At 74.9% G+C, this 20,499-nt stretch carries 17 protein-coding genes; 8 read left to right on the plus strand and 9 right to left on the minus strand.

Going from position 1 to position 20,499, the window contains the following annotated elements:
* Positions 1 to 33 precede the first annotated feature (33 nt).
* On the minus strand, positions 34 to 801 hold the full coding sequence (locus AC2CJA_RS10820; RefSeq protein ID WP_484602463.1) for a cation efflux transmembrane domain-containing protein: 768 nt from the start codon (positions 799 to 801) through the stop codon (positions 34 to 36).
* A 2-nt stretch (positions 802 to 803) separates the two neighbouring features.
* Positions 804 to 1,139 (minus strand): ArsR/SmtB family transcription factor, encoded by a 336-nt coding sequence (locus AC2CJA_RS10825; RefSeq protein ID WP_484602451.1) that lies wholly within the window; start codon positions 1,137 to 1,139, stop codon positions 804 to 806.
* Positions 1,140 to 1,428: 289 nt separating this feature from the next.
* Here AC2CJA_RS10825 and AC2CJA_RS10830 point away from each other — a divergent pair, with 289 nt between their 5' ends.
* From AC2CJA_RS10830 to AC2CJA_RS10840, 3 genes are all read left to right on the plus strand, one after another.
* Complete coding sequence (locus tag AC2CJA_RS10830) at positions 1,429 to 1,755, plus strand: DUF6153 family protein (protein ID WP_484602464.1); 327 nt, start codon at positions 1,429 to 1,431, stop codon at positions 1,753 to 1,755.
* The gene (locus AC2CJA_RS10835; protein ID WP_484602465.1) at positions 1,752 to 2,318 is read left to right on the plus strand and encodes a DUF305 domain-containing protein; all 567 of its coding nucleotides are present in this window, start codon (positions 1,752 to 1,754) and stop codon (positions 2,316 to 2,318) included. Before AC2CJA_RS10830 ends, AC2CJA_RS10835 begins: the two co-directional genes overlap by 4 nt.
* Positions 2,319 to 3,169: 851 nt before the next feature.
* Positions 3,170 to 4,573, plus strand: coding sequence for an MFS transporter (locus tag AC2CJA_RS10840; protein WP_484602452.1), 1,404 nt, complete (start codon positions 3,170 to 3,172; stop codon positions 4,571 to 4,573).
* Between the two features lie 59 nt (positions 4,574 to 4,632).
* Here the strand turns inward: AC2CJA_RS10840 and AC2CJA_RS10845 are convergent, their stop codons facing one another.
* The 5 genes from AC2CJA_RS10845 to AC2CJA_RS10865 all read right to left on the minus strand — a co-directional run bounded on the left by AC2CJA_RS10845 (position 4,633) and on the right by AC2CJA_RS10865 (position 10,109).
* On the minus strand, positions 4,633 to 6,615 hold the full coding sequence (locus AC2CJA_RS10845; RefSeq protein WP_484602453.1) for a helix-turn-helix domain-containing protein: 1,983 nt from the start codon (positions 6,613 to 6,615) through the stop codon (positions 4,633 to 4,635).
* 105 nt (positions 6,616 to 6,720) lie between these two features.
* Positions 6,721 to 7,557 carry a 3-hydroxybutyrate dehydrogenase gene (locus AC2CJA_RS10850; protein WP_484602454.1) on the minus strand — a complete coding sequence of 279 codons (837 nt, stop codon included), beginning with the start codon at positions 7,555 to 7,557 and terminating at the stop codon, positions 6,721 to 6,723.
* A 55-nt stretch (positions 7,558 to 7,612) separates the two neighbouring features.
* Complete coding sequence (locus tag AC2CJA_RS10855; protein ID WP_484602466.1) at positions 7,613 to 7,996, minus strand: NUDIX domain-containing protein; 384 nt, start codon at positions 7,994 to 7,996, stop codon at positions 7,613 to 7,615.
* A gap of 39 nt (positions 7,997 to 8,035) precedes the next feature.
* Complete coding sequence (locus AC2CJA_RS10860; protein ID WP_484602455.1) at positions 8,036 to 8,827, minus strand: glutamate racemase; 792 nt, start codon at positions 8,825 to 8,827, stop codon at positions 8,036 to 8,038.
* Positions 8,828 to 8,912: 85 nt separating this feature from the next.
* On the minus strand, positions 8,913 to 10,109 hold the full coding sequence (locus AC2CJA_RS10865; protein WP_484602467.1) for a TerD family protein: 1,197 nt from the start codon (positions 10,107 to 10,109) through the stop codon (positions 8,913 to 8,915).
* Between the two features lie 227 nt (positions 10,110 to 10,336).
* Here AC2CJA_RS10865 and AC2CJA_RS10870 point away from each other — a divergent pair, with 227 nt between their 5' ends.
* Complete coding sequence (locus tag AC2CJA_RS10870) at positions 10,337 to 10,813, plus strand: DUF6643 family protein (RefSeq protein WP_484602456.1); 477 nt, start codon at positions 10,337 to 10,339, stop codon at positions 10,811 to 10,813.
* 37 nt (positions 10,814 to 10,850) lie between these two features.
* Entirely contained in the window at positions 10,851 to 11,678 is an 828-nt protein-coding gene (locus AC2CJA_RS10875; RefSeq protein WP_484602457.1) for an MOSC domain-containing protein, read from the plus strand.
* 347 nt (positions 11,679 to 12,025) lie between these two features.
* Here AC2CJA_RS10875 and AC2CJA_RS10880 read toward each other — a convergent pair whose 3' ends face one another.
* Positions 12,026 to 13,345, minus strand: a complete 1,320-nt coding sequence (locus tag AC2CJA_RS10880; RefSeq protein ID WP_484602458.1) for a GAF domain-containing protein — start codon at positions 13,343 to 13,345, stop codon at positions 12,026 to 12,028.
* A 243-nt stretch (positions 13,346 to 13,588) separates the two neighbouring features.
* On the opposite strand from AC2CJA_RS10880, the gene AC2CJA_RS10885 reads away from it, so the two are divergent.
* A complete protein-coding gene (locus AC2CJA_RS10885) occupies positions 13,589 to 15,967 on the plus strand; it encodes a phosphoketolase family protein (RefSeq protein WP_484602459.1) in 2,379 nt (792 codons plus the stop codon).
* A 27-nt stretch (positions 15,968 to 15,994) separates the two neighbouring features.
* Here the strand turns inward: AC2CJA_RS10885 and AC2CJA_RS10890 are convergent, their stop codons facing one another.
* Positions 15,995 to 16,912, minus strand: coding sequence for a universal stress protein (locus tag AC2CJA_RS10890; protein ID WP_484602460.1), 918 nt, complete (start codon positions 16,910 to 16,912; stop codon positions 15,995 to 15,997).
* Between the two features lie 348 nt (positions 16,913 to 17,260).
* On the opposite strand from AC2CJA_RS10890, the gene AC2CJA_RS10895 reads away from it, so the two are divergent.
* Positions 17,261 to 17,845, plus strand: a complete 585-nt coding sequence (locus AC2CJA_RS10895; protein ID WP_484602461.1) for an Rv1733c family protein — start codon at positions 17,261 to 17,263, stop codon at positions 17,843 to 17,845.
* A gap of 154 nt (positions 17,846 to 17,999) precedes the next feature.
* Positions 18,000 to 20,450: a right-handed parallel beta-helix repeat-containing protein gene (locus tag AC2CJA_RS10900; protein ID WP_484602462.1), complete on the plus strand. Its 2,451-nt coding sequence runs from the start codon at positions 18,000 to 18,002 to the stop codon at positions 20,448 to 20,450.
* Positions 20,451 to 20,499: the final 49 nt, after the last annotated feature.

Raw genomic sequence — 20,499 nt, forward strand, 5'->3', positions numbered from 1 at the left:
GGTGGAGGGCGAGCGCGGCCCGGGCCCGGCCGTTCACCGCTCCGCCCCGGGGGCCGGCGCGGGTGCGGGTGCGCAGCAGGCACAGCCCGGGCGGCAGCCGCAGCCGTCCCCTTCGGCCCCCGCCGGCTCGGTGGCCGCAGCGGTCGCCGCGGTGGCGTTCGGTGCGCAGCAGCCCCTGCCCTGCCAGGCGTCGCGGCCCTCCCTGACGGCGACGGCGGCGATGACCAGGGCGGCGATCGGGTCGGCCCAGGACCAGCCCAGGGCGGCGTTGAGGACCAGGCCCACCAGGAGCACGGCCGACAGGTAGGTGCACAGCAGGGTCTGCTTGGAGTCCGCCACCGCGCTGGCCGAGCCCAGTTCGCGTCCGGCCCTGCGCTGGGCGAGGGAGAGGAACGGCATGACCGCCAGGGACAGGGCGGCCAGCACGATGCCTGGAACGGAGGACTCCGCCTCCCCTCCACCGGCCAGCGCCCGGACGGCGTCGACGGTGACGTAGGCGGCCAGCGCGAAGAAGGAGACGGCGATGATCCGCAGGGCGCGCTGCTCACGGGCCTCGCGGACGGCGTGGTCGGCGGCGGAGAACTGCCAGGCGACGGCGGCGGCCGAGGAGACCTCGACGACCGAGTCCAGACCGAAGCCGATCAGCGCGGCCGAGGAGGCGGCCGTCCCGGCGGTGAGGGCGACGGCCGCCTCGACGACGTTGTAGGCGATGGTGGCCGCGACCAGCAGCCGTATCCGGCGGATGAGGGCGTCGCGGCGGGCCGGGGACGGCCCGGGGGGCGCGGATGTTCCGGCGGCCACGGTCAGCAGCACCCCTTCTCCGCGTCGTCCGGGCAGGTGCGGTCGGTCTCCACGGCCACCACGGCGGTGCGCAGGTCGTCCAGCGCGTGACCGAGGCGGGGGTCGGCCAGCTCGTAGCGGGTGCGCCGGCCCTCGGGGGCGGCGACGACCAGGCCGCAGTCACGCAGACACGCCAGGTGGTTCGACAGCCGGGTCCGGGAGATACCCAGCGCGTCGGCGAGGTCGGCCGGGTAGGCGGGGGCATCGCGCAGGGTCAGCAGGATGCGGCAGCGGATCGGATCGGCCAGCGCCCGGCCGAACCGGGTCAGGGCGTCGAGATCGGTGGCGAGAGTCAGCACGACCAGAACGATACACGAAATCATGAATTCACATAACCATGAACCAATCGGCGACCTGTTCGCCGAACTCCTCGCCCTCTCCCAGGACCTGTGAACGGAACAATCCCCACCTGACCTCCGCCGGACCACCGCGGTCGGCGGGAGTCGGCACCGCACCCCCGCACCACGCGGACGGCACCCTCGTGGGATGGCCTCCGTGATCCGGCAGCCGCACCGACCGACCCGCCCTCGACAGGCGTGGGTCCGGTCCTGGCTGCTGGTGGTGGCCGTACTGGCGGGGTTGGTGGCCATGCACGGCCTGAGTCCGGTCGGTGCGCCGGATGCACCCCACGCCATGCCCGCCGCGGGGCATGCGAGGCCCGTGCCGGTGGCGGCCTCAGGCGGCTTCGCCGGTAGTGCCTGCGTGCACTCCGGGCACGGGACTGGTGGGTATCTGGAACACGCCGACGCCATGTGCACAGCCGGCGGCACCTCCAGTGGGCCGTCGCTGCCCGTGCCACTGCCCGTCACGATCGACCCGGCGGCCGATGCGGCCGGCACGCCGCAGGCACCTGCCGCCCTGCTCGGTGGCCGTGCCCCGCCCTCCTTGAGCGAACTGCAACTCCTGCGCATATAGGCACACCCGCGCACCGCCGACCCGACGGACGCCCCGGTCACGGCGGGAGTCCCGCGCCCAGCGGCTCCGCCCCGGCCTCGGCGGGAACCCACAACGCCGCCGACGTGTCCTTCGTCCAGGGGATGATCCCCCACCACCGGCAGGCGGTGGAGATGGCGGACCTCGCCGCCGCCCGCGCCTCCTCACAGGAGGTCAGGAACCTGGCGATCGCCGTCCGGAAGGCCCAGGACCCGGAGATCAGGACCCTGACCGGGTGGATGATCTCCTGGGGAGAGGTGGTCCCCGCCGGGAACGGCGGCACGGACCACTCCGGCCACGGGGCCCACGGCATGGAGGAGATGATGAGCCCTGAGGAGATGGAAGAGCTGGAGCAGGCCTCGGGCAAGGACTTCGACACCGCTTTCCTGAAGATGATGGTCGAGCAGCATGAAGGTGCGGTGGCCATGGCCGAGACCGAGCGGAAGAACGGCTCCTACGGCCCGGCGAAGTCCATGGCCGACGACATCATCGCCACCCAGAGTTCCGAGATCGAGGAGATGAACGGGCTCCTCGGCCGGAGTTAGCCTCCGCCGGCGGGCCGGGGCGGCAGCGTGCTGCCCCGGCCTCCGCGCGCTCATGGGACCATCCCCGCGGGTGCGGGGAGCAGAGGCCGCCCTCGCTCCGTGCAATGTGGACGCTGGGACCATCCCCGCGGGTGCGGGGAGCACACTGAGCGACCTGCAGTTTTACTCGCCGGAACCGCGATTTCTGAGCAGTTTCAGAGAGTTCGACATAGCCACCATATAGCGCATATCACCCACGACTCGCCACCTTGTTCCCGCTCCGGGCAGCATCTTATGAGCTGACCCCCTCCCAAGGGCGGTGGCCTTCCCTGGCGGGCCCGCAGTCGACGGGAGCAGTACAGCCGCATGAACACGAACGGGCCCCCGCCACGCACCCTTGGGCGCTCGGGCCGAAGCCGCGCCGGGGTCAGTGGCGGACGACCGCCGGGGCAGCCGGTTCGCGTACCGGGCGCCGATGCCGCCCGTCGCCGTGGCTCGCGGGTCACCGAGGTGCGGCGGCGCCCGGCATGCGGCTCGTGCCGGAATTGTACGCGGTGTAGGCAGCACCAAGCCGGCACGGGAGGGGTGGGGATGGGTCGTGACGTGGGCTTTCGGTCAGCATCGAGTCAGCGCGGGAGTCGGCGCCGCACTCGCGAACCACACCCGGGCGGGGCAATTCCGGCATCGTCCCATCCGGCCTCGCCGGCCCCCCTCGCGGGGCCGCCCGGCCGCGCGCCCGCCCCGCGGCATGGCGGGCGCGCGCACCGCGGCGCGCGGAACTGTGGTGTCCCACCACATACGCCCGCGACCTGGGCTTTCCTACGGTGTGGCGGCACACGAACGTCCCCGTCGAGCCTCAGGAAGTGGTGCCGATGCCGTCACCCGCAAGCGCCCCACCCGCTCCTTCCAACCTCAGGCGCGTGGTCACCGCCTCCCTGATCGGCACCACCATCGAGTGGTACGACTTCTTCCTCTACGGCTCCGCCGCCGCGCTCGTCTTCGACAAGCTGTTCTTCCCCGAGTCCGATCCGCTGGTCGGTACGCTGCTGGCCTTCCTGACGTACGCGGTCGGCTTCGTCGCCCGCCCCGTCGGCGCGCTGGTCTTCGGCCACTACGGCGACCGGCTCGGCCGCAAGAAGCTGCTGGTGATCAGCCTGCTGCTGATGGGCGGCGCGACCTTCGCGATCGGGCTGCTGCCCACCCACGCCCAGCTCGGCTCCATGGCCGCCGTCCTGCTGACCGTGCTGCGGCTGGTGCAGGGCTTCGCGCTCGGCGGCGAGTGGGGCGGCGCGGTGCTGCTGGTGTCGGAGCACGGCGACGCGCGCCGGCGCGGTTTCTGGGCGTCCTGGCCCCAGACCGGCGCGCCGGCGGGCCAGTTGCTGGCCACCGCCGTGCTGGCGGTGCTGACGGCGATGCTGTCGGAGGACGCGTTCGTCTCCTGGGGCTGGCGCGTGCCGTTCCTGCTGTCCGGGGTGCTGGTGCTGGTCGGCCTGTGGATCCGGCTGTCGGTCGACGAGTCGCCGGTCTTCAGGGCCGCTCTGGCGAAGGCCGAGGCGCGCAGGGCCGCCGAGAAGGCCGGGGACACGACGGCGGAGACCATGCCGCTGCTGGCCGTGCTGCGCCACCACTGGCGCGACGTGCTGATCGCGATGGGCGCGCGGATGGCGGAGAACATCAGCTACTACGTCATCACCGCCTTCGTCCTGGTCTACGGCACCAAGCACCTGGACTTGGAGAAGCAGACGGTGCTCAACGCGGTGCTGATCGCCTCCGCCGTCCACTTCGCGGCGATCCCGGTGTGGGGCGCGCTGTCGGACCGGTGGGGCCGCAAGCCGGTCTATCTGCTGGGCGCGGCCGGGATCGGTCTGTGGGCGTTCCCGTTCTTCTGGCTGGTCGACACCGAGTCCTTCGGCGCGGTGCTGCTGGCGGTGACGGTCGGGCTGGTCCTCCACGGCGCGATGTACGCCCCCCAGGCGGCTTTCTTCTCCGAGCTGTTCGCGACCAGGGTGCGCTACTCCGGGGCCTCGATCGGCGCGCAGTTCTCGTCGGTCGCCGCCGGTGCCCCGGCCCCGCTGATCGCCACCGCCCTGCTGGCGGACTTCGGGAGTTCGACGCCGGTGGCTCTGTACGTGATCGCCGCCGCGCTGCTCACGCTGCTCGCGGTCGGGGTGGCCAAGGAGACCCGGATGCGGGATCTGGAGCGGATCGGCGAGCCGGAGGAGCCGGGGGCGGTGCCCGCGCCACGCGGCCGTTCCGTCCCCGTGGACGGACCCTGACCTCCGGACGGGCACAGCCGCCCGTCGCCCGCCGGCCGCCCTCGCCCGGCGGCCGGCGTTCAGCGGGCGACGGCGGCGGACATCCGGTGCAGCCGCAGCGCGAGCTGCACCTCCAGGGCCCTGTCCGGGCACTGCCAGTCGCTTCCCAGCAGTCGTCCGACGCGTTCCAGCCGCTGGGCGACGGTGTTGACGTGGACGTGGAGTACGTCCTTGGTCCGGGCCGGGCTGGAGCCGGAGGCGAAATACGCCTCCAGGGTGCCCACCAGGTCCGTGCCGCGGCGCCCGTCGTACTCCAGGAGCGGGCCGAGGGTGCGGTGGACGAAGCCCTCGACGTCCCGGCCGTCGGCCAGCAGCAGCCCGAGGAAGCCCAGTTCCCCGGAGGCCGCGCCCTCGCCGAAGCGGCCCAGCAGCCGCAGGGTGTCCAGACAGCGGCGGGCCTCGTCGCAGGCGGCGGCCACCGCCGCCGGGTCGGCGGCCGGCGTGGGCACCGGCGAGGAGGCCCCGACGGTGACGGGGGCGTGGACGGCCGCGCCGAGCTGGGCGGCTACCTGCCGGGCCGTGCCGCCGGGGCCTTCGGGGGGCCCGTGTTCTGCGGAGCCCTCCCCGCCGGCCAGCGGCAGCAGCAGCACGGTGCCGCCGTCCCGGGCGGCCGCCAGTCCGTGCCGGGTGGCGGCCAGATGGGAGGCGGCCGACCACAGCCGCTGCCGGTCGGTGGTCTCCTGCCGCCCCGTGCCGCCTTCGGTGTCCAGCCTGGCGGCGAGGACGACGTGCGGGACGTCGAGGTCGGCCCCGAGCCGGGCGGCGCGTTCGCGCAGCAGCCGGGGGTCGCGGTCGGCGGCGTCCAGCAGGTCGTCCAGGATTTCGCCGCGCACCCGCTGCTCGGCCTCGCTCGCCGAGCGGCGGGCCAGCAGCAGCAGCGAGGTGACCATGGCCGCGCGTTCGAGGGTGCGCTGGTCCATCGGGTCGAGCCCGCGGTGGCCGCGCAGCACCAGCGCGCCCAGCAGCTCGCCGCCCGCGGAGACGGCCGCCACCCAGGAGTCGCCGTCGCGCACCGCGTGGCCGTCGCGGCGGGAGCGCTCGACGGCCCGGGCCGGCGCGCTTGCGCCTCCTTCGGTCATCTCCGCGAACTCCACGTCTCCGTCGAGGACTTCGGAGACGGCGGCGGCCACGTCGTCCACGCCTTTGCCGCGCAGGACCAGTTCGGCGAGCCGGTCGTGGACCTCCGAGGAGCGTTCGATGGCGGCGCTGCGGTCGCGGATGATGGCGTTGGCGGCCTCCAGTTCGGCCATCGCCTCGCGGGTCTCGGCCAGCAGGCGGGCGGTGTCGATGGCGACGGCCGCGTGGGCGGCGAAGGAGGCCAGCAGAGCGACCTGCTCGCGGTCGAAGACACGTGGGCGGCGGTCGGCCGCGAAGAGCACGCCGATCACCTCCCGGCCGAGCATCAGCGGCACCCCCAGGATCGCCACCAGGCCCTCGTCGCCGACCCCGGAGTCGATGTTGCGGGTGTGCAGGAAGCGCTCGTCGCGCATGTAGTCGTCGGTGACGTAGGGACGCGCGGTCTGGGCGACCAGCCCGCCCAGCCCCTCCCCCATGCCCAGGCGGAGCTGCTGGAAGCGCGCGGAGACCGACCCCTCGGTGACGCGCATGTAGGTGTCGCCGGCCTCGGGGTCGTTGATGGTCATGTAGGCGACCTCGGTACCCAGCAGGGAGCGGGCGCGCTGGACGATGGCGCGCAGCACGTCGTCCAGCTCCCGCACTCCCGCCAGGTCGTGCGCCGTGGCGAACAGCGCCGTCAGTTCCGCCTCGCGTCTGCGGCGTCCCTCCAGTTCGGACCGCACCCGCAGGGCGAGCATGCGGGCGCGGTCCGCCGCGGGGGAACCGTTCGGCCGTCCGGGCCTCTCGTACTCCTCGGCGGGGGCACCGCGGGCGAGGAGTTCCAGGAACGTCAGGGGTGCGGATCCGGCGTCGGACCCGGTGTCGGGTCCGGTCGCCGGTTCGGCGGCGGGCCCGGTGGCGGGCTCGGCGGCGTGGTGCTCGGGCATGGACACAGGGATACCTGCCGGTGGTACGGGTGCGCCAGGGGGCGCGGTACGCGGGCGTGTGCGCCCGGCGCGCCGGGGTGCGGGCCGGTTGCGCCGGGGCGCGGGTCAGTGCGCCGTCCAGCCACCGTCCATCACCAGGGACGCGCCGGTGACGAAGGAGGTCTGCGGGCCGCACAGATAGGCGACGGCCTCGGCGACCTCCTCCGGCTCGATCAGCCGCTTGACGGCCGCGTCGGCGAGCATGATCTCGGAGACCACGCGGTCGGCGGGGATGCCGTGCGCCTCGGACTGGTCGGCGATCTGCCGCTCCACCAGCGGGGTGCGCACATAGGCCGGGCTGACGCAGTTGGAGGTGACGCCGTGTGCGGCACCTTCCAGGGCGACGACCTTGGACAGGCCCTCCAGCCCGTGCTTGGCACTGACGTAGGCGGACTTGTAGGCGGAGGCGCGCAGCCCGTGGACCGAGGAGATGTTGACGATCCGGCCCCAGCCCCGGTCGTACATGTGCGGCAGGGCGCCGCGCACCAGCCGGAAGGGGGCCTCCAGCATCACCGTCAGCACGGTGCGGAAGACGTCCGGCGGGAACTCCTGGAGGGGGCGGACCAGTTGGAGTCCGGCGTTGTTGACCAGCACGTCGGTGCCGGCGGCGGTCCGCTCGGCGGCGTCGAGGTCGGTGAGGTCGAGGTGGACCTGCTTCAGGGCTCCGGGCAGGCCCTCCGCCAGCTCGGCCAGCCTTCGCAGTCCTTCGGCGTCCCGGTCCACCGCGCGGACCTCGGCGCCCGCGGCGGCCAGCCGCAGGGCGCAGGCCCTGCCGATGCCCCCGGCCGCGCCGGTGACCAGGGCGGTGCGCCCGGCGAGGTCGAGCGGCACGGCGGGGGTGCCCGGGGCCGGGGCGGAGGCGGGGGACGAGGGGACGGTACGCGGGGTTCGCGGCGCGGTCATGGCCAGCACCCTAGGCAGCGGCCACTCCCCCACCGATGTGTCCCGCACCCATACTTCACTCCCCGGTGGTGTTCTGGAAGCACTTGGGTCCGTCGCTTCCCGCCCGCTCGACGCGCGTCAGCGCGAGCTCCTCCGGCGGGGGCGGCTCGTCCGGGCCGAACCACCCCACCTCCGGGGACTCCTCGTCGTTGACCCGTGCCCGGCCGCCCACCGCGCGGCAGCGGAAGGACATGTCCACGAACTGGCAGAGGTCCCCGTTGGGACAGCGGACCGGGGCCGGCGTCTGCTGCACCGGCGCCAGCCGTCCGGGCACGGCCCGCACCGCGGTCTCCTCGTACACCTCGCGCACCACGGCGTCGGCGGGCTGCCGCGCCGGCTGGGCGGGGGTGCTGGTGGGGCTGGCGACCGCCGGAGAGGTGGGGGACGTCCCGTAGGGGATGCGCCGCGGGCGCGCGGCCGTCCCCGCTCAGCCGCCTGTTCAGCCGGTCCGTACGGTGCGGTCCGCCACCAGCAGGCGTCCCTCGGCGTAGCCGCGCGCGGGACCGGGCAGCTCGGCGGGCCTGCCGCCGTGGAGGACGGTCAGGGTGCCGGCGGGGGGCGCCTCCGGCGCCGGTTCCGCGCCGATGCGCCGCAGCGCCTGGGCCGCGACCGCGGCGGCCGAGCCGTACAGCACCGGTTCGGGGGCCGGCGGGAAGTGGACGGCGGCGCGGATCCGCTCGGCGACCAGTTCGTAGTGGGTGCAGCCCAGCACCACGGACCGCACCGTGCGCGGGGTGAGGGCGGCGGCCGCGGCGACGGCGGCGTCGACGGCGGTCTCGTCCCCTTTCTCCACGGCGTCGGCCAACCCGTGGCAGGGCACCTCGGAGATCTCGGCCCCGCTGCCGAACCGGGCGATGAGGCGGCGCTGGTAGGGGCTGCCGGTGGTGGCGGGGGTGGCCCAGACGGCCAGGGGCCCGCCCGCGGCGGCGGCCGGTTTGACGGCGGGCACCGTGCCGACGACCGGCACCGCCGGCTCAAGCTCGGCGCGCAGCACCTCCAGGGCGTGCACGGAGGCGGTGTTGCAGGCGACGATCAGCGCGTCGGGCCCGTACGCGGCGGCCGCCCGCGCGCAGTCCAGGGCGCGGGCGGTGATGTCGTCGGCGGTCCGCGGTCCCCAGGGCATGCCGTCGGGATCGGAGGACAGGACGAGGTCGGCGTCGGGTCTCGCACGCCGTACCGCCGCCGCGGCGGCCAGCAACCCGATCCCGGAGTCCAGAAGCGCGATTCTCACGGACCACAGCGTACGGGCACGGGCGGGCGCGGCGCCCACCGGACGGCCCGGCCGGCGTCGTGCGCGGGAGGCCGCCCGAGGGAGGTCACTTGCGTCCGGGAGTCCACCGCATGCCCCAGCCGTAGGCCTGGTCCACCGTCCGCTGCGGGCTCACTCCGCGCTCCGGCACCAGGAAGCGCGACTCGCGCCGGACCAGCAGGTCGCCCCCGTCGTTGGTGATCAGCGCCAGGGCGCAGACGGTGGAGGGGAGGTCGCACTCGTCGAGGGAGAAGTCGACGGGCGCGCCGTGCCGCGGTGTGAGCGTCACCGTGGCGTGGAGGCCGGCGAAGCTGCGGGCGCCCTCGTAGATCGTGACGAAGATCAGGATCCGCCGGAAGCTCTCCCTGTGGTCGAGGTTGATCGTGAGGTTCTCGCCGGTCTCCACCGCACCGGTGCGGTCGTCACCGTCGAGGTGGAGGTACGGCGGCCGGTGCAGCGCGCCGAAGGCGTCGCCGAGGGCCTGGACGACTCCCTTGCTGCCGTCGGTGAGCTCGTACAGGGCGCACAGGTCCAGGTCGGGGCCGGCCTGCGGCGCCAGGACCCGGCTCAGCCTGCTCCCCCAGCCCCCGGACTGCCCGCGGGTCCGCCAGTTGAGGTTGACGCGCATCGTGCCGGAGGTGCCGCCCTGCTTGGCCAGGGAGACCGTGGGCGCCTCCTTGGTCAGGGTGACCTTGCTCAGCCGCACCGGCCGCGGCGCGGACTGTGGTGGCCGCGGCGTCTGCGGCTCGTCGACGGTGATCCCGAAGTCGGTGGCGAGGCCGGCCAGTCCGCTGTCGTACCCCTGCCCCACGGCCCGGAACTTCCAGGCGCCATGCCTGCGGTAGAGCTCGCCGAGCACGAAGGCGGTCTCCACGGTGGCGTCCCGGCTGTCGAACCGGGCGAGTTCGGCTCCGCTGCCGGCGTCGAGCACCCGTACGCGCAGCTCCGGCACCCGGCCGAAGTCCCCGCCGTCCGCGGAGGCGGCGACGACGACCTTCTCGATCGCGGGCTCGACCCGGTCGAGGTCCACGGCGAGGGTGTCGGTCACGGCGCCGCCTTCGGGCCTCCTGCCCTCGTGGCGCACGGCACCCGAGGAGTGCCGTGCCTGGTTGTAGAAGACGAGGTCGCCGTCCGAGCGGACCCTGCCCGAGGAGGCCAGCAGCAGCGCCGAGGCGTCCACGTCCGGCACTCCCGGTCCGGTGCGCCACCCCACCTCGACCCTGACCGAGTCCGCGGGAACCGGTACGTTGGCGCCTTTGAGCATGGTCATGTTTTCCTCTCCGTGACCGGGCCGTCCACGTCCGCCGCGCTCCGCCGGGCCCCGCTTCCGGCCTCACCCCGAGCCTTCGCGGGCATCCTCGCCCCCGAACGAACGAGATGACCGCTTTCTCCGCTTTTCCCGGCAGTTGCGGCCGATGACCGCGCAGAGCCCGTCAAATGACCTTCTTTTCTCTCTCCCCAACCAGCACATCGTGGGCTTAACTTATGAGTATGACGTCCCCCCGCAGCACCTACGGCGGTGGCTACTACAGCGCGCCGTCCTTCGCTGACACCCCGATCTACGACAGCCTGGTCGCCGAGCGGGGCACCCCTCAGATCGCGCCCATACGTGTTCCGGCCTCCCCGTACGAGACTTCGGACCACCTGCCCGCCCTCCCGGCCGCGCTGCCCGCGCTGCCGTCGGGGCCCTCCTACCAGCCGCAGCCGCCGCGGGGCTACCCGGCCCAGACCTACCAGCAGCCCGCGCCGGTCCAGCAGCCCGCGCCGCTGCAGCAGACGCCCGCGCCCTACATCCCGCAGCAGGCCCCCGCGCCGCGCGGCGGATACGGCTACCCGCACCAGCCGCAGCAGCAGCCCCAGCCGCAGCAGATGCGTCCGGTCGCCGCCCGCCCGGCGCCCGTCCAGAGCCCGTACCCCGGCTCGTACGAGGAGCCCTACGGCCACTCGTACCAGGGGCGTGGTTACTGACCCGCCGACTGTCCGATCCGGGTGGCAGGATGGGTTCATGACCACGCCCACACTGGCCGCGCTCAACCTCTACCCGGTGAAGTCGTTCGCGGGTGTCGGCACCGCCCGTGCCGCCGTGGAGCCATGGGGGCTGTCGGGGGACCGGCGCTGGATGGCGGCCGGTCCCGACGGCGCACCGCTCACCCAGCGCGGGCACCCGCGCCTGGCGCTGGCCGCCGCCGAGCCGCTGCCCGGCGGCGGCCTGCGGCTGTCCGCTCCCGGAATGCCCTCGCTGACCGTCGAGGTGCCGGATGAGGCCTCGGGCACCGACGTGTTCGAGGTGTGGCGCACCAAGGTCGAGGCGGTGCCCGCGTCCGACGAGGCACACGGCTGGCTGACGGCGTATCTGGGGACACAGGCGCGGCTGGTCCACATGGACGCGCCCGAGCGCCGACGCCCCGTCACCTCCTCGCACGGCCGCCCGGGCGAGACGGTGAGCCTCGCCGACGCGTTCCCGGTGCTGCTCACCACGGTGTCGTCGCTGGACGCCCTCAACCTGCTGATAGAGCAGGGGGATCACCCGGACGAGGGTCCGCTGCCGATGGACCGCTTCCGGCCCAACGTGGTGGTCGAGGGCACCGCGCCCTGGTCCGAGGACGGCTGGCGCCGCGTCCGGATCGGCGAGGTCTCCTTCCGGGTCGCCAAGCCCTGCGGCCGCTGCGTGGTGACCACCACCGACCAGGCCACGGCCGAACGGGGCAAGGAGCCGCTGCGCACCCTGGCCAGGCACCGCCGCTTCGGCGACCGGCTGCTGTTCGGGCAGCTCCTCGTCCCCGAGAACACCGGCTCCCTGCGTACGGGTGACCTCTTCGAAGTCCTGGACTGACGGGCGCGGGCGGCACGGCGGGGCGGGACGAGGCCCCGCATGTGCGAGGTCCCCACCGGACGCCGTTCGCCCTGCTCGCCGTCAAGCAGGCCGTGCGGCCCCGCCGTGCCACCCTGGCCATCCGGGAGTGGAGCGCCGCTCCACGCCCCGCTCCCGGGTGCGCACCGCCCGGGCGTGGGCGGCCCCTCCCGGCGCCGGCGGCCACGGGGCGATCGGCCCGGGCAGGGCCCGGACGCCGCCGGGCGGCCGGGAGCCTTTCCGAAGGCGTCCCCATGGAACGGAACACGAGAGGCTCCGCCGCACCGGTCCGCCCGTGGGCGGCCGAACGGCGAAAGCGCAGCGCCACGTTAGGCAACGGGAGGTTGCGGGAACGTTGCGCCTCGGCGGCGCGGCGCCTCCGGCCCTGTCGGACGGCCGACCCCGTAGGCCTCGCGCAGAGCTCGCAGCCGGGCGCCGGGCACCGCCCCGGCGTCCGGGGGCAGCGCTCCGGCCAGGGCCTCCCACACCTCGAGGTCGTCCTCCCCCCAGGAGGTGCGCACCCAGGTGTCCAGCAGGTCCGGATCCCGGCGGGTGAGCAGGGCCCGCCGCAGCCCGTCCTCCAGCGTCCGCCGCCTCCGCACCACCCCGGGCGCCTCGGACAGCGGCAGCAGCGGGCCCCGGTAGGCGGCCAGCGCGGTGGGCAGATCGCCGGCGTCCAGCGCCTCGGCGACGGTGTCGCAGTCGGTGCGCACCGGGGCGGTCAGACGGTACGGGCGGGAGGCCAGCAGCGGGCCCAGCACCCCGCGCAGCCGGGACAGTTCGGCGCGCAGGGTGACGGGGCTGACGTCGCGTTCGCCGTACAGCTCCAGGGCGAGCCGGCCGCCGGAGAGCCCGTCCGGGTGGGAGGCGAGCAGCAGCACGATCTCGCTGTGCCGCGCCCCCAGGCGTACCGGCGCCCGGGACCGCCCGGTGTGGAGCAGGGCGCCGTCACGGCCCAGGGCCTCCAGGAGCCGCGCCGGAGCGGCGGCCGTGACGAGGGAGGCGAGCTGGGCCTCGGCCGCCCGGGCGGTGGCCTGGACGAGGGCGAGGGTGTGCGGTGAGGCGAGGTGGTCGCCTCCGGTGATGTCCACGGCGCCCAGTACCCGGCGGGTTCGCGGATCGTGGACGGGGGCCGCGGCGCAGGTCCAGGGCTGGACGGGGCGGCAGTAGTGCTCGGCGGCGAAGATCTGCACCGGGTGTCCGAGGGCGAGCGCGGTGCCGGGCGCGTTGGTCCCGGCGTGGGGTTCGGACCAGCGGGCGCCGGGCACGAAGTTCATCCGCTCCGCGCGCCGTCTGACGTCCGCGTGGCCCTCCACCCACAGCATCCGGCCCTGCTCGTCGCAGACCGACAGCAGATGGGCGCCGTCCTCGGCGATGCCGCCCAGCAGTTCCCGGAACAGCGGCATGACCCGGCCCAGGGGGTGCTCCCGGCGGTGGGCGGCGAGGTCGTCGCCGGCGAGGTCCACGGGTGCCACACGGTCCACCGGGACCGACGCCCCGGCCGAGCGCCGCCAGGAGTCGGCTATCAGGCCGCGCACGGGCCCGCCGACCGCTCCCCCGGCCAGGAACGCCTCGTGGGCGCGGCGCACCGCTCCGGCCCGTTCGGCCGGGTCCGCTCCCGCCTCCAGCGCCAGCCATTGTCTGAACACGCCGCCATCGTGCTGCCGGGGAGGGTGTCGCGGCAACCGGGCGGCGGGCGCGGAGTGCCGCGCGGGGGCTCCCCCCGGCGCGCGGCCCGTACCCGGACGGCGCGTACGGGTGTGGCCGACCGCGCGGAGGGGACACGGAGGGACAGGCCCCGCACCCCCCGGGTACCCGGGGAACCCGGGAAGCCCGGGGGACAGAGCCGAGCCGTGAGCGGAGCCGCGAACCGAGTGAGGACCGGAGGTTCCATGCAGACGCACCCCCCGCTCGCCGACCGCGAGTGCGCCGAGCTGGACGCGCACTGGCGCGCGGTGAACTACCTGGCCGCGGGCCAGCTCTACCTCCGGGGCAATCCGCTGCTGCGCGGGGAGCTGCGTCCTGAGCACGTCAAGCCACGGCTGCTGGGTCACTGGGGCACCTGTCCGGGCCTGGGGCTGGTCTACACCCATCTGAACCGGGTGATCCGCGTCCGCGACCTGGAAGCGCTGTGCGTGTGGGGACCGGGCCACGGCGCGCCCGCGGTACTGGCGGGGAGCTGGCTGGAGGGCACCTTCGGAGAGCTGTGGCCCGGCATGGGGCGCGACGAGGCGGGCATGGCACGACTGTTCGAGCAGTTCTCCTCTCCCGGCGGGCTGCCCAGCCACACCTCCCCGGTGGTGCCCGGCTCGATCCAGGAGGGCGGGGAGCTGGGGCACTCCCTGTCCCACGCCTACGGAGCCGCCCTGGACAACCCGGACCTGGTGGCCGTCTGCGTCGTCGGGGACGGCGAGGCGGAGACGGGGCCGCTGGCCGCCTCCTGGCACTCGAACAAGTTCCTGGACCCGGTGCACGACGGCGCGGTGCTCCCCGTCCTGCACCTGAACGGCTACAAGATCGCCAATCCGACCGTGCTGTCCCGCATCCCCCACGAGGAGCTGGACGCCCTGCTGCGCGGCTACGGCCACGAGCCGCTGTACGTGACGGCCGCCCCGGACACCCCCGCGGCCGAGGTCCACCGCGCCCTGGCCGCCGCCCTTGACACGGCACTGGACGAGATCGCCGCGATCCGGCGGACGGCGCGCGAGGAGGGAGCGGCCGGACGACCGCGCTGGCCGGCGATCGTGCTGCGCACACCCAAGGGCTGGACCGGCCCGCGGGAGGCGGACGGCGACCCGGTGGAGGACACCTGGCGCTCCCACCAGATCCCGGTGAAGGACGTGCGCGACGACCCCGGCCGGCTGCGCGCGCTGGAGCGGTGGCTGCGCTCGTACCGGCCCGAGGAGCTGTTCGACGGCTCCGGCCGCCCCCTGCCCGGTGTGCTGGCTCAGGTGCCGCGCGGAGAGCGGCGGCTGGGGGCCTCGAAGCACGCCGACGGCGGCCGGCTGCGAAGGCCGCTGCCGCTGCGCGGCCCGGAGGACTTCGCGGTGCCGGTGGACGGGCCCGGCGCCTCCTCCCACGAGCCGACCCGGGTGCTGGGCGGCATGCTGCGGCGGCTCTTCGAGGACACCGCGCGGCGGCGCGACTTCCGGCTGACGGCCCCGGACGAGGCCGAGTCCAATCACCTCCAGGACGTCCTGGAGGCCACGCCCCGCGCCTGGCAGGGCGCCTCGCTGGAGACGGACCGGAACCTCGGCCGCCACGGCCGGGTGATGGAGGTGCTCTCCGAGCATCTGTGCCAGGGCTGGGTGGAGGGCTACACCCTCACCGGGCGGCACGGGCTGTTCACCTCCTACGAGGGGTTCTCCACCATCGTGGCGAGCATGGTCACCCAGCACGCCAAGTGGCTGCAGAGCGCCCGCGAGGTGCCCTGGCGGACTCCCGTCCCGAGCCTGAACTACCTGCTGACCTCGCACGTGTGGCGCCAGGACCACAACGGTTTCTCCCACCAGGACCCCGGCTTCGTCGACCATGTGCTCACCAAGAGCCCCGACGTGGTGCGGGCCTACTTCCCTCCGGACGCCAACACCCTGCTGTGCGTGGCCGACCACGTGCTGCGGACGACGGACACGGTCAACGTGGTCGTCGCCGGCAAGCAGCCCTGCTTCGACTGGCTCGGGCCCGCTCAGGCGCGCGAGCACTGCGAACGCGGCGCCGGGGTGTGGGAGTGGGCCGGGACCGAACGGCCGGGACGGGAGCCGGACGTGGTGCTGGCCTGCGCCGGGGACGTGCCCACCCAGGAGGCGCTGGCCGCCGCCTCGCTGCTGCGCGAGCACCTGCCCGATCTGGCGCTGCGGGTGGTGAACGTCGTGGACATCGCCCGGCTGATGCCCGCCTCGCGGCACCCGCACGGGCTGCCGGACGCGGAGTTCGACGCGCTGTTCACCCGTGACCGGCCGGTGGTCTTCGCCTACCACGGCTATCCGTGGCTGATCCACCGGATCGCCCACCGGCCCGGCCTCCACGACCGGCTGCACGTGCGCGGCTACCGGGAGAGCGGGGCGACCACCACCCCGTTCGACATGGTGGTCCGCAACGACCTGGACCGCTACCGGCTGGTCATGGACGTGGTCGGCCGGGCGCCGGGGTTCGCGGAGCGGGCGGACAAGCTGCTCGGGGCGGTGCGGGAGACGCGCGAGCGGCACCACGGCTGGATCCGCGAGCACGGCACCGACCTGCCCGAGGTCGCCGGCTGGCGCTGGCCGGGCTGACGAACCCGGGCCGGGACGGGACGGCGGTCAGGCGGCGGTGGGGACGAGCACCACGGGGCAGTGGGCGTGGTGCAGCACCGCGTGGGTGACCGGGCCCAGGCGCATGCCGAAGAGGCGGTGGCGGCGGTGCGCCGCCAGGACGACGAGATCGGCGAACGCGCTGGCCTCGACCAGCGCGTGGCCGGGCCCGGCGTACACCGTCTCGGCCCGGGCGTCGACGTTCGGGTGCGCCTCGCGCGGCCCGGCGACGGCGTCCACCGGCACGCTCTCCTCGTAACGCGCCTGCTCCTCGGCGATCTCCTCCAGCACCCGGGTCGGCGGCGGCACCATGACGCCGGGGTAGACCGGCAGCTCCCAGGCGTGCAGGACGAGCAGTGCCGCCGCCCGCCGCTCGGCCTCCTCGAAGCCGTAACGCACCGCGTCGGCGTCCGTCCCGTACTCCACGCCGACGACCACGGTGTGCCGGGGGCGCTCGTTGTCGCCGCGCACGACCATCACAGGACTCTCGACGTGCGCCGCCACCCGCAGGCTCACCGAGCCCAGCAGCAGCCCGGTGAAACCTCCGTGGCCGCGGGTGCCGACCACGGTGAGCGCGGCCCGGCGCCCGGCGCGCACCAGTGCGGCGACGGCGCTCTCGTCCACCGCGGACGGCCTCACCTCCAGCCCCGGAGCGCTCTCCCGGGCCCGTCCGGCTGCCGCCTCGGCGATCCGCCGGGCCTGCCGGGACAGTGCCCGCCGGTGCTCCTCGTCGGCCCCCCGGACGGTGCCGGAGGCGGCGGCGGTGTCGGCGGTGTCGGGCGCGAGCCGGTGGGCGGGTGCGCCGCACAGGACCTCCAGGGGCGCGCCCCGCAGCACGGCCTCCTCCACCGCGCGGTCCAGGGCGCGCAGGGAGTGGTCCGAGCCGTCGACGCCGACCACGACGGGGGGCTGGGCGGAGCGGTTCACTGTTCCTCGCGCCTCCAGGGGCGGGCGGCCCGCCCGCCCCGCGGCGGGTGTGCGGGTCCCGGTCCCCCGCCACGGGCGGGCCGGACCCCGGCGTCCCCGGTGTGCTCCGCGGGGCGCCGCGCCGGACCGGGGCGCCCGGGTACCCTCTCCACCTCTCCTTTTCACTCCTTCCGGGCCTGTTGGGCGGCTGTGCAGTGCGCTCCGGTGCCGATAAGCTCGGCCGTGGAGGCGAGAGGACGTCACCGGGTCCCTGCCCGCGCGGGTCCGTGCCGCCGTCCTCTCCCCCGTCCACCCGCTCCCGTGCGAGACCGGGCGGGCGGTGACCGGTGGCAAGGGGGGTGAGCGATCGTGCGGACGATCGCCGGGCTGTGGCGGTGGCGGGGCAACCCGCTGTGCCGGACCACCGACCGGGTCGAGGGCTGGCTGGCGCTGGCGGCCGTCCTGCTGATGACCGTGGGCACACCGGCCGTCGCGCTGTGGGGCACCCGGGCCGCGCACGAGACGCTGATGGGCGTCGTACGCGAGCAGCAGCGGCAGCGGCACCAGGTGTGGGCGACGGTGGCCCAGAGCACTCCGCCCGTGGCCGAGGGCTCCGATGTCGACTCCGGCCACCGGGTGAACGCCACCTGGACGGCGGTCGACGGCCGCACCCACTCGGGCACGGTCGTCGCCGACCGCCCGACCGAGCCCGGTGACCGGTTGCGCGTGTGGGTGGACGCCCGCGGTGAGCTCTCCGCACGTCCGCTGGACGCCGCCGCCGCCTCCTCGCACGCCGCCCTGGCCGGGTTCGGTACGGCGGTGGCCGCGGCCGGTCTGGTGGAGACCGCACGGCGGCTGATGATGCGGCGGCTGATGGCCCGGCGCTATGCGCGCTGGGCGCAGGAGTGGGCCCGGGTGGGCCCCGGCGGGGGGCGGGCCGGGCGGTCGAACTGACCCGGATCCGGCCGGGGCAGGCGCACGGAGGGCCTGCCTCCGCCATGGCGGGCGGACCGGTCATCCCATCGGTCCGGCACACGCTACGGTGGTGCATCCGGATGCGCGCGACAGCGCGATCGAGGTTCGCACGAGGTTTGGGGCAAGGCGGTCCATGGCACAGGGCTTGGTCCAGGTGACGCACACCAGCTCGTCGCGGTGGCGGCGCCGCACGGGAGACTACGCCACCATCTCCGCCGCCCTCGGCGCCGCCGGCGACGGCGACGTGCTGACCGTCGCCCCCGGCACCTACCGCGAGAACCTGGTGATCGAACGCGCCGTCACCCTGCGCGGCCCCGAGCGCTCCGACGGCGGCTCGGTGCGCCTGGCCCCCGCCGACGGGGTGGCGCTGACCGTGCGCGCCGCGGCGGTGGTGCGCGACCTCCAGATCGAGGGCCAGGACGCCGCGGCGCCCGCGCTGCTGGTCGAGGACTGCGTGGCCGAACTCTCCGGGCTGCGCGTGGTGACGCGGTCGGCCTCCGGTATCGAGGTGCGCTCCGGGGCCCGGCCGACCCTGCGCCGCTGCACCGTGGACAACCCCGCCGGGGTGGGCATCGGCGTCGGCGGGGGCGCGGGCGGGCTGTTCGAGGAGTGCGAGGTGGTCGCGGCCGGGCGGTCGGGCATCGCGGTGCACGAGGGCGCCCATCCCCGGCTGGAGCGCTGCCGGGTCCACCACGCCTCGGGAGCGGGGCTGTCGCTGTCCGGGGAGGGCAGCGCGGTGGACGCCGTGGGCTGCGAGGTGTACGAGATCAAGGGCGCGGGGATACGGGTCGCCTCCCGCGCGGTCGGGAACCTCACCGAGTGCCGGGTGCACCGCACCTCCGCCGACGGCGTCACCCTGGACACCGACGCGGTGCTCACCCTGGCCGACTGCGAGATCCACGACATCCCGGAGAACGCGATCGACCTGCGCTCGCGCTCGGTGCTGACGCTCACCCGCTCCACGGTGCGCCGTTTCGGCCGCAACGGCCTGTCGGTGTGGGACCCGGGCACCCGCGTGGACGCCAACGGGTGCGAGATCCAGGAGAGTACGGGCGACTACCCGGCGGTGTGGGTCAGCGACGGCGCCTCGGCGCTGCTGGACTCCTGCCGGGTCCACGACGTGCCGGACGCACTGTTCGTCCTGGACCGGGGCTCGCGGGCCGACGTCCTCGACAGCGATCTGGCGCAGGTGCGCAACACGGCGGTCTCGGTGAGCGACGGCGGTACGGTCCAGCTGGACGACTGCCGTATCCGGGAGGCCGCCACCGGCGCCTGGTTCCGCGACCACGGCAGCGGCGGCACCCTGGCCAACTGCACGATCGACGCCGCCGGTACGGGCGTGATCGTCACCAAGGGCGCCGACCCGGAGATCGACCGCTGCACCGTGACCGATCCGGTGGAGGCGGGCTTCTACGTCTCCGCCGAAGGGCGCGGCACCTTCTCGAACTGCCGGGTGACCGGCTCCGGCGGCTACGGCTTCCACGTGATCGACGGCTGCCGCACCACACTGCGCCGCTGCCGCACCGAGCGCTGTGCGCGCGGGGGCTACGAGTTCGCCGACGGTGGGCCCGTCGCCGAGGACTGCACCAGCGACCGGAGTTCCGCCCCGGTCGCCTCCGAGCCCGAGCCGCCCCTCCCCCCGGCCGTCCGGACCGCCGGTCTGCTGGGCGGCATACCCCAGCAGTCGGCCGCCACGGCGCCCCCTGCCGCGCCCGCCCCCGCCGGGCCCCCTTCCGGGGAGGCCCCCGGCGGGCCGGGGAAGGAGGCCCGGCCCGCGAAGGAGGTGCTGGGCGAACTCGACGCGCTGGTGGGCCTGGAGAGCGTCAAGCGGGAGGTGCGGGCCCTCATCGACATGATCGAGGTGGGCCGCAGGCGCCGTGAGGCCGGTCTGAAGGCGGCCTCCGCGCGCAGGCACCTGGTCTTCACCGGCTCCCCCGGCACCGGCAAGACCACGGTCGCCCGGCTCTACGGGGAGATCCTGCACTCCCTCGAGGTGCTGGAGCGCGGTCACCTGGTGGAGGTCTCCCGGGTGGACCTGGTCGGCGAGCACATCGGCTCGACGGCGATCCGCACCCAGGAGGCGTTCGACCGGGCGCGCGGCGGCGTACTGTTCATCGACGAGGCGTACGCCCTCTCGCCCGAGGACTCCGGCCGGGACTTCGGCCGGGAGGCGATCGACACCCTGGTGAAGCTGATGGAGGACCACCGCGACGAGGTGGTCGTCATCGTCGCCGGCTATACCGCGGAGATGAGGCGCTTTCTGGAGGTCAACCCCGGTGTGGCCTCACGCTTCTCACGGACCATCACCTTCGGCGACTACACGCCCGAGGAGTTGCTGCGGATCGTCGGGCAGCAGGCCGAGGAGCACGAGTACCAGCTCGCCGGGGGCACGGCCGAGGCGCTGCTGGAGTACTTCGCCGAGCTGCCCAAGGGGCCGACGTTCGGCAACGGCCGCACCGCGCGGCAGACCTTCGAGGCCATGGTCGAGCGGCACGCGGGCCGGGTCGCCCAGCTCGACGACCCGGACACCGGAGACCTGACGCTGCTCCACCCCGAGGACCTGCCTCGGGAACCGCGGCACTGACCGGTCCGCGGTCGGGCGGGCCGGGGCGGGCGGGGGCGGGTACCGCTGG

It is taken from the genome of Streptomyces sp. ATLC9, assembly GCF_057196705.1.

Coding starts and splice junctions, on each gene's coding strand:
- AC2CJA_RS10830 (WP_484602464.1), top strand. CDS start 1,429: ATGCACGGCCTGAGTCCGGTCGGTGCGCCGGATGCACCCCACGCCATG.
- AC2CJA_RS10900 (WP_484602462.1), top strand. CDS start 18,000: ATGGCACAGGGCTTGGTCCAGGTGACGCACACCAGCTCGTCGCGGTGG.
- AC2CJA_RS10845 (WP_484602453.1), bottom strand. CDS start 6,615: ATGCCCGAGCACCACGCCGCCGAGCCCGCCACCGGGCCCGCCGCCGAA.
- AC2CJA_RS10870 (WP_484602456.1), top strand. CDS start 10,337: ATGACGTCCCCCCGCAGCACCTACGGCGGTGGCTACTACAGCGCGCCG.
- AC2CJA_RS10865 (WP_484602467.1), bottom strand. CDS start 10,109: ATGCTCAAAGGCGCCAACGTACCGGTTCCCGCGGACTCGGTCAGGGTC.
- AC2CJA_RS10840 (WP_484602452.1), top strand. CDS start 3,170: ATGCCGTCACCCGCAAGCGCCCCACCCGCTCCTTCCAACCTCAGGCGC.
- AC2CJA_RS10875 (WP_484602457.1), top strand. CDS start 10,851: ATGACCACGCCCACACTGGCCGCGCTCAACCTCTACCCGGTGAAGTCG.
- AC2CJA_RS10850 (WP_484602454.1), bottom strand. CDS start 7,557: ATGACCGCGCCGCGAACCCCGCGTACCGTCCCCTCGTCCCCCGCCTCC.
- AC2CJA_RS10885 (WP_484602459.1), top strand. CDS start 13,589: ATGCAGACGCACCCCCCGCTCGCCGACCGCGAGTGCGCCGAGCTGGAC.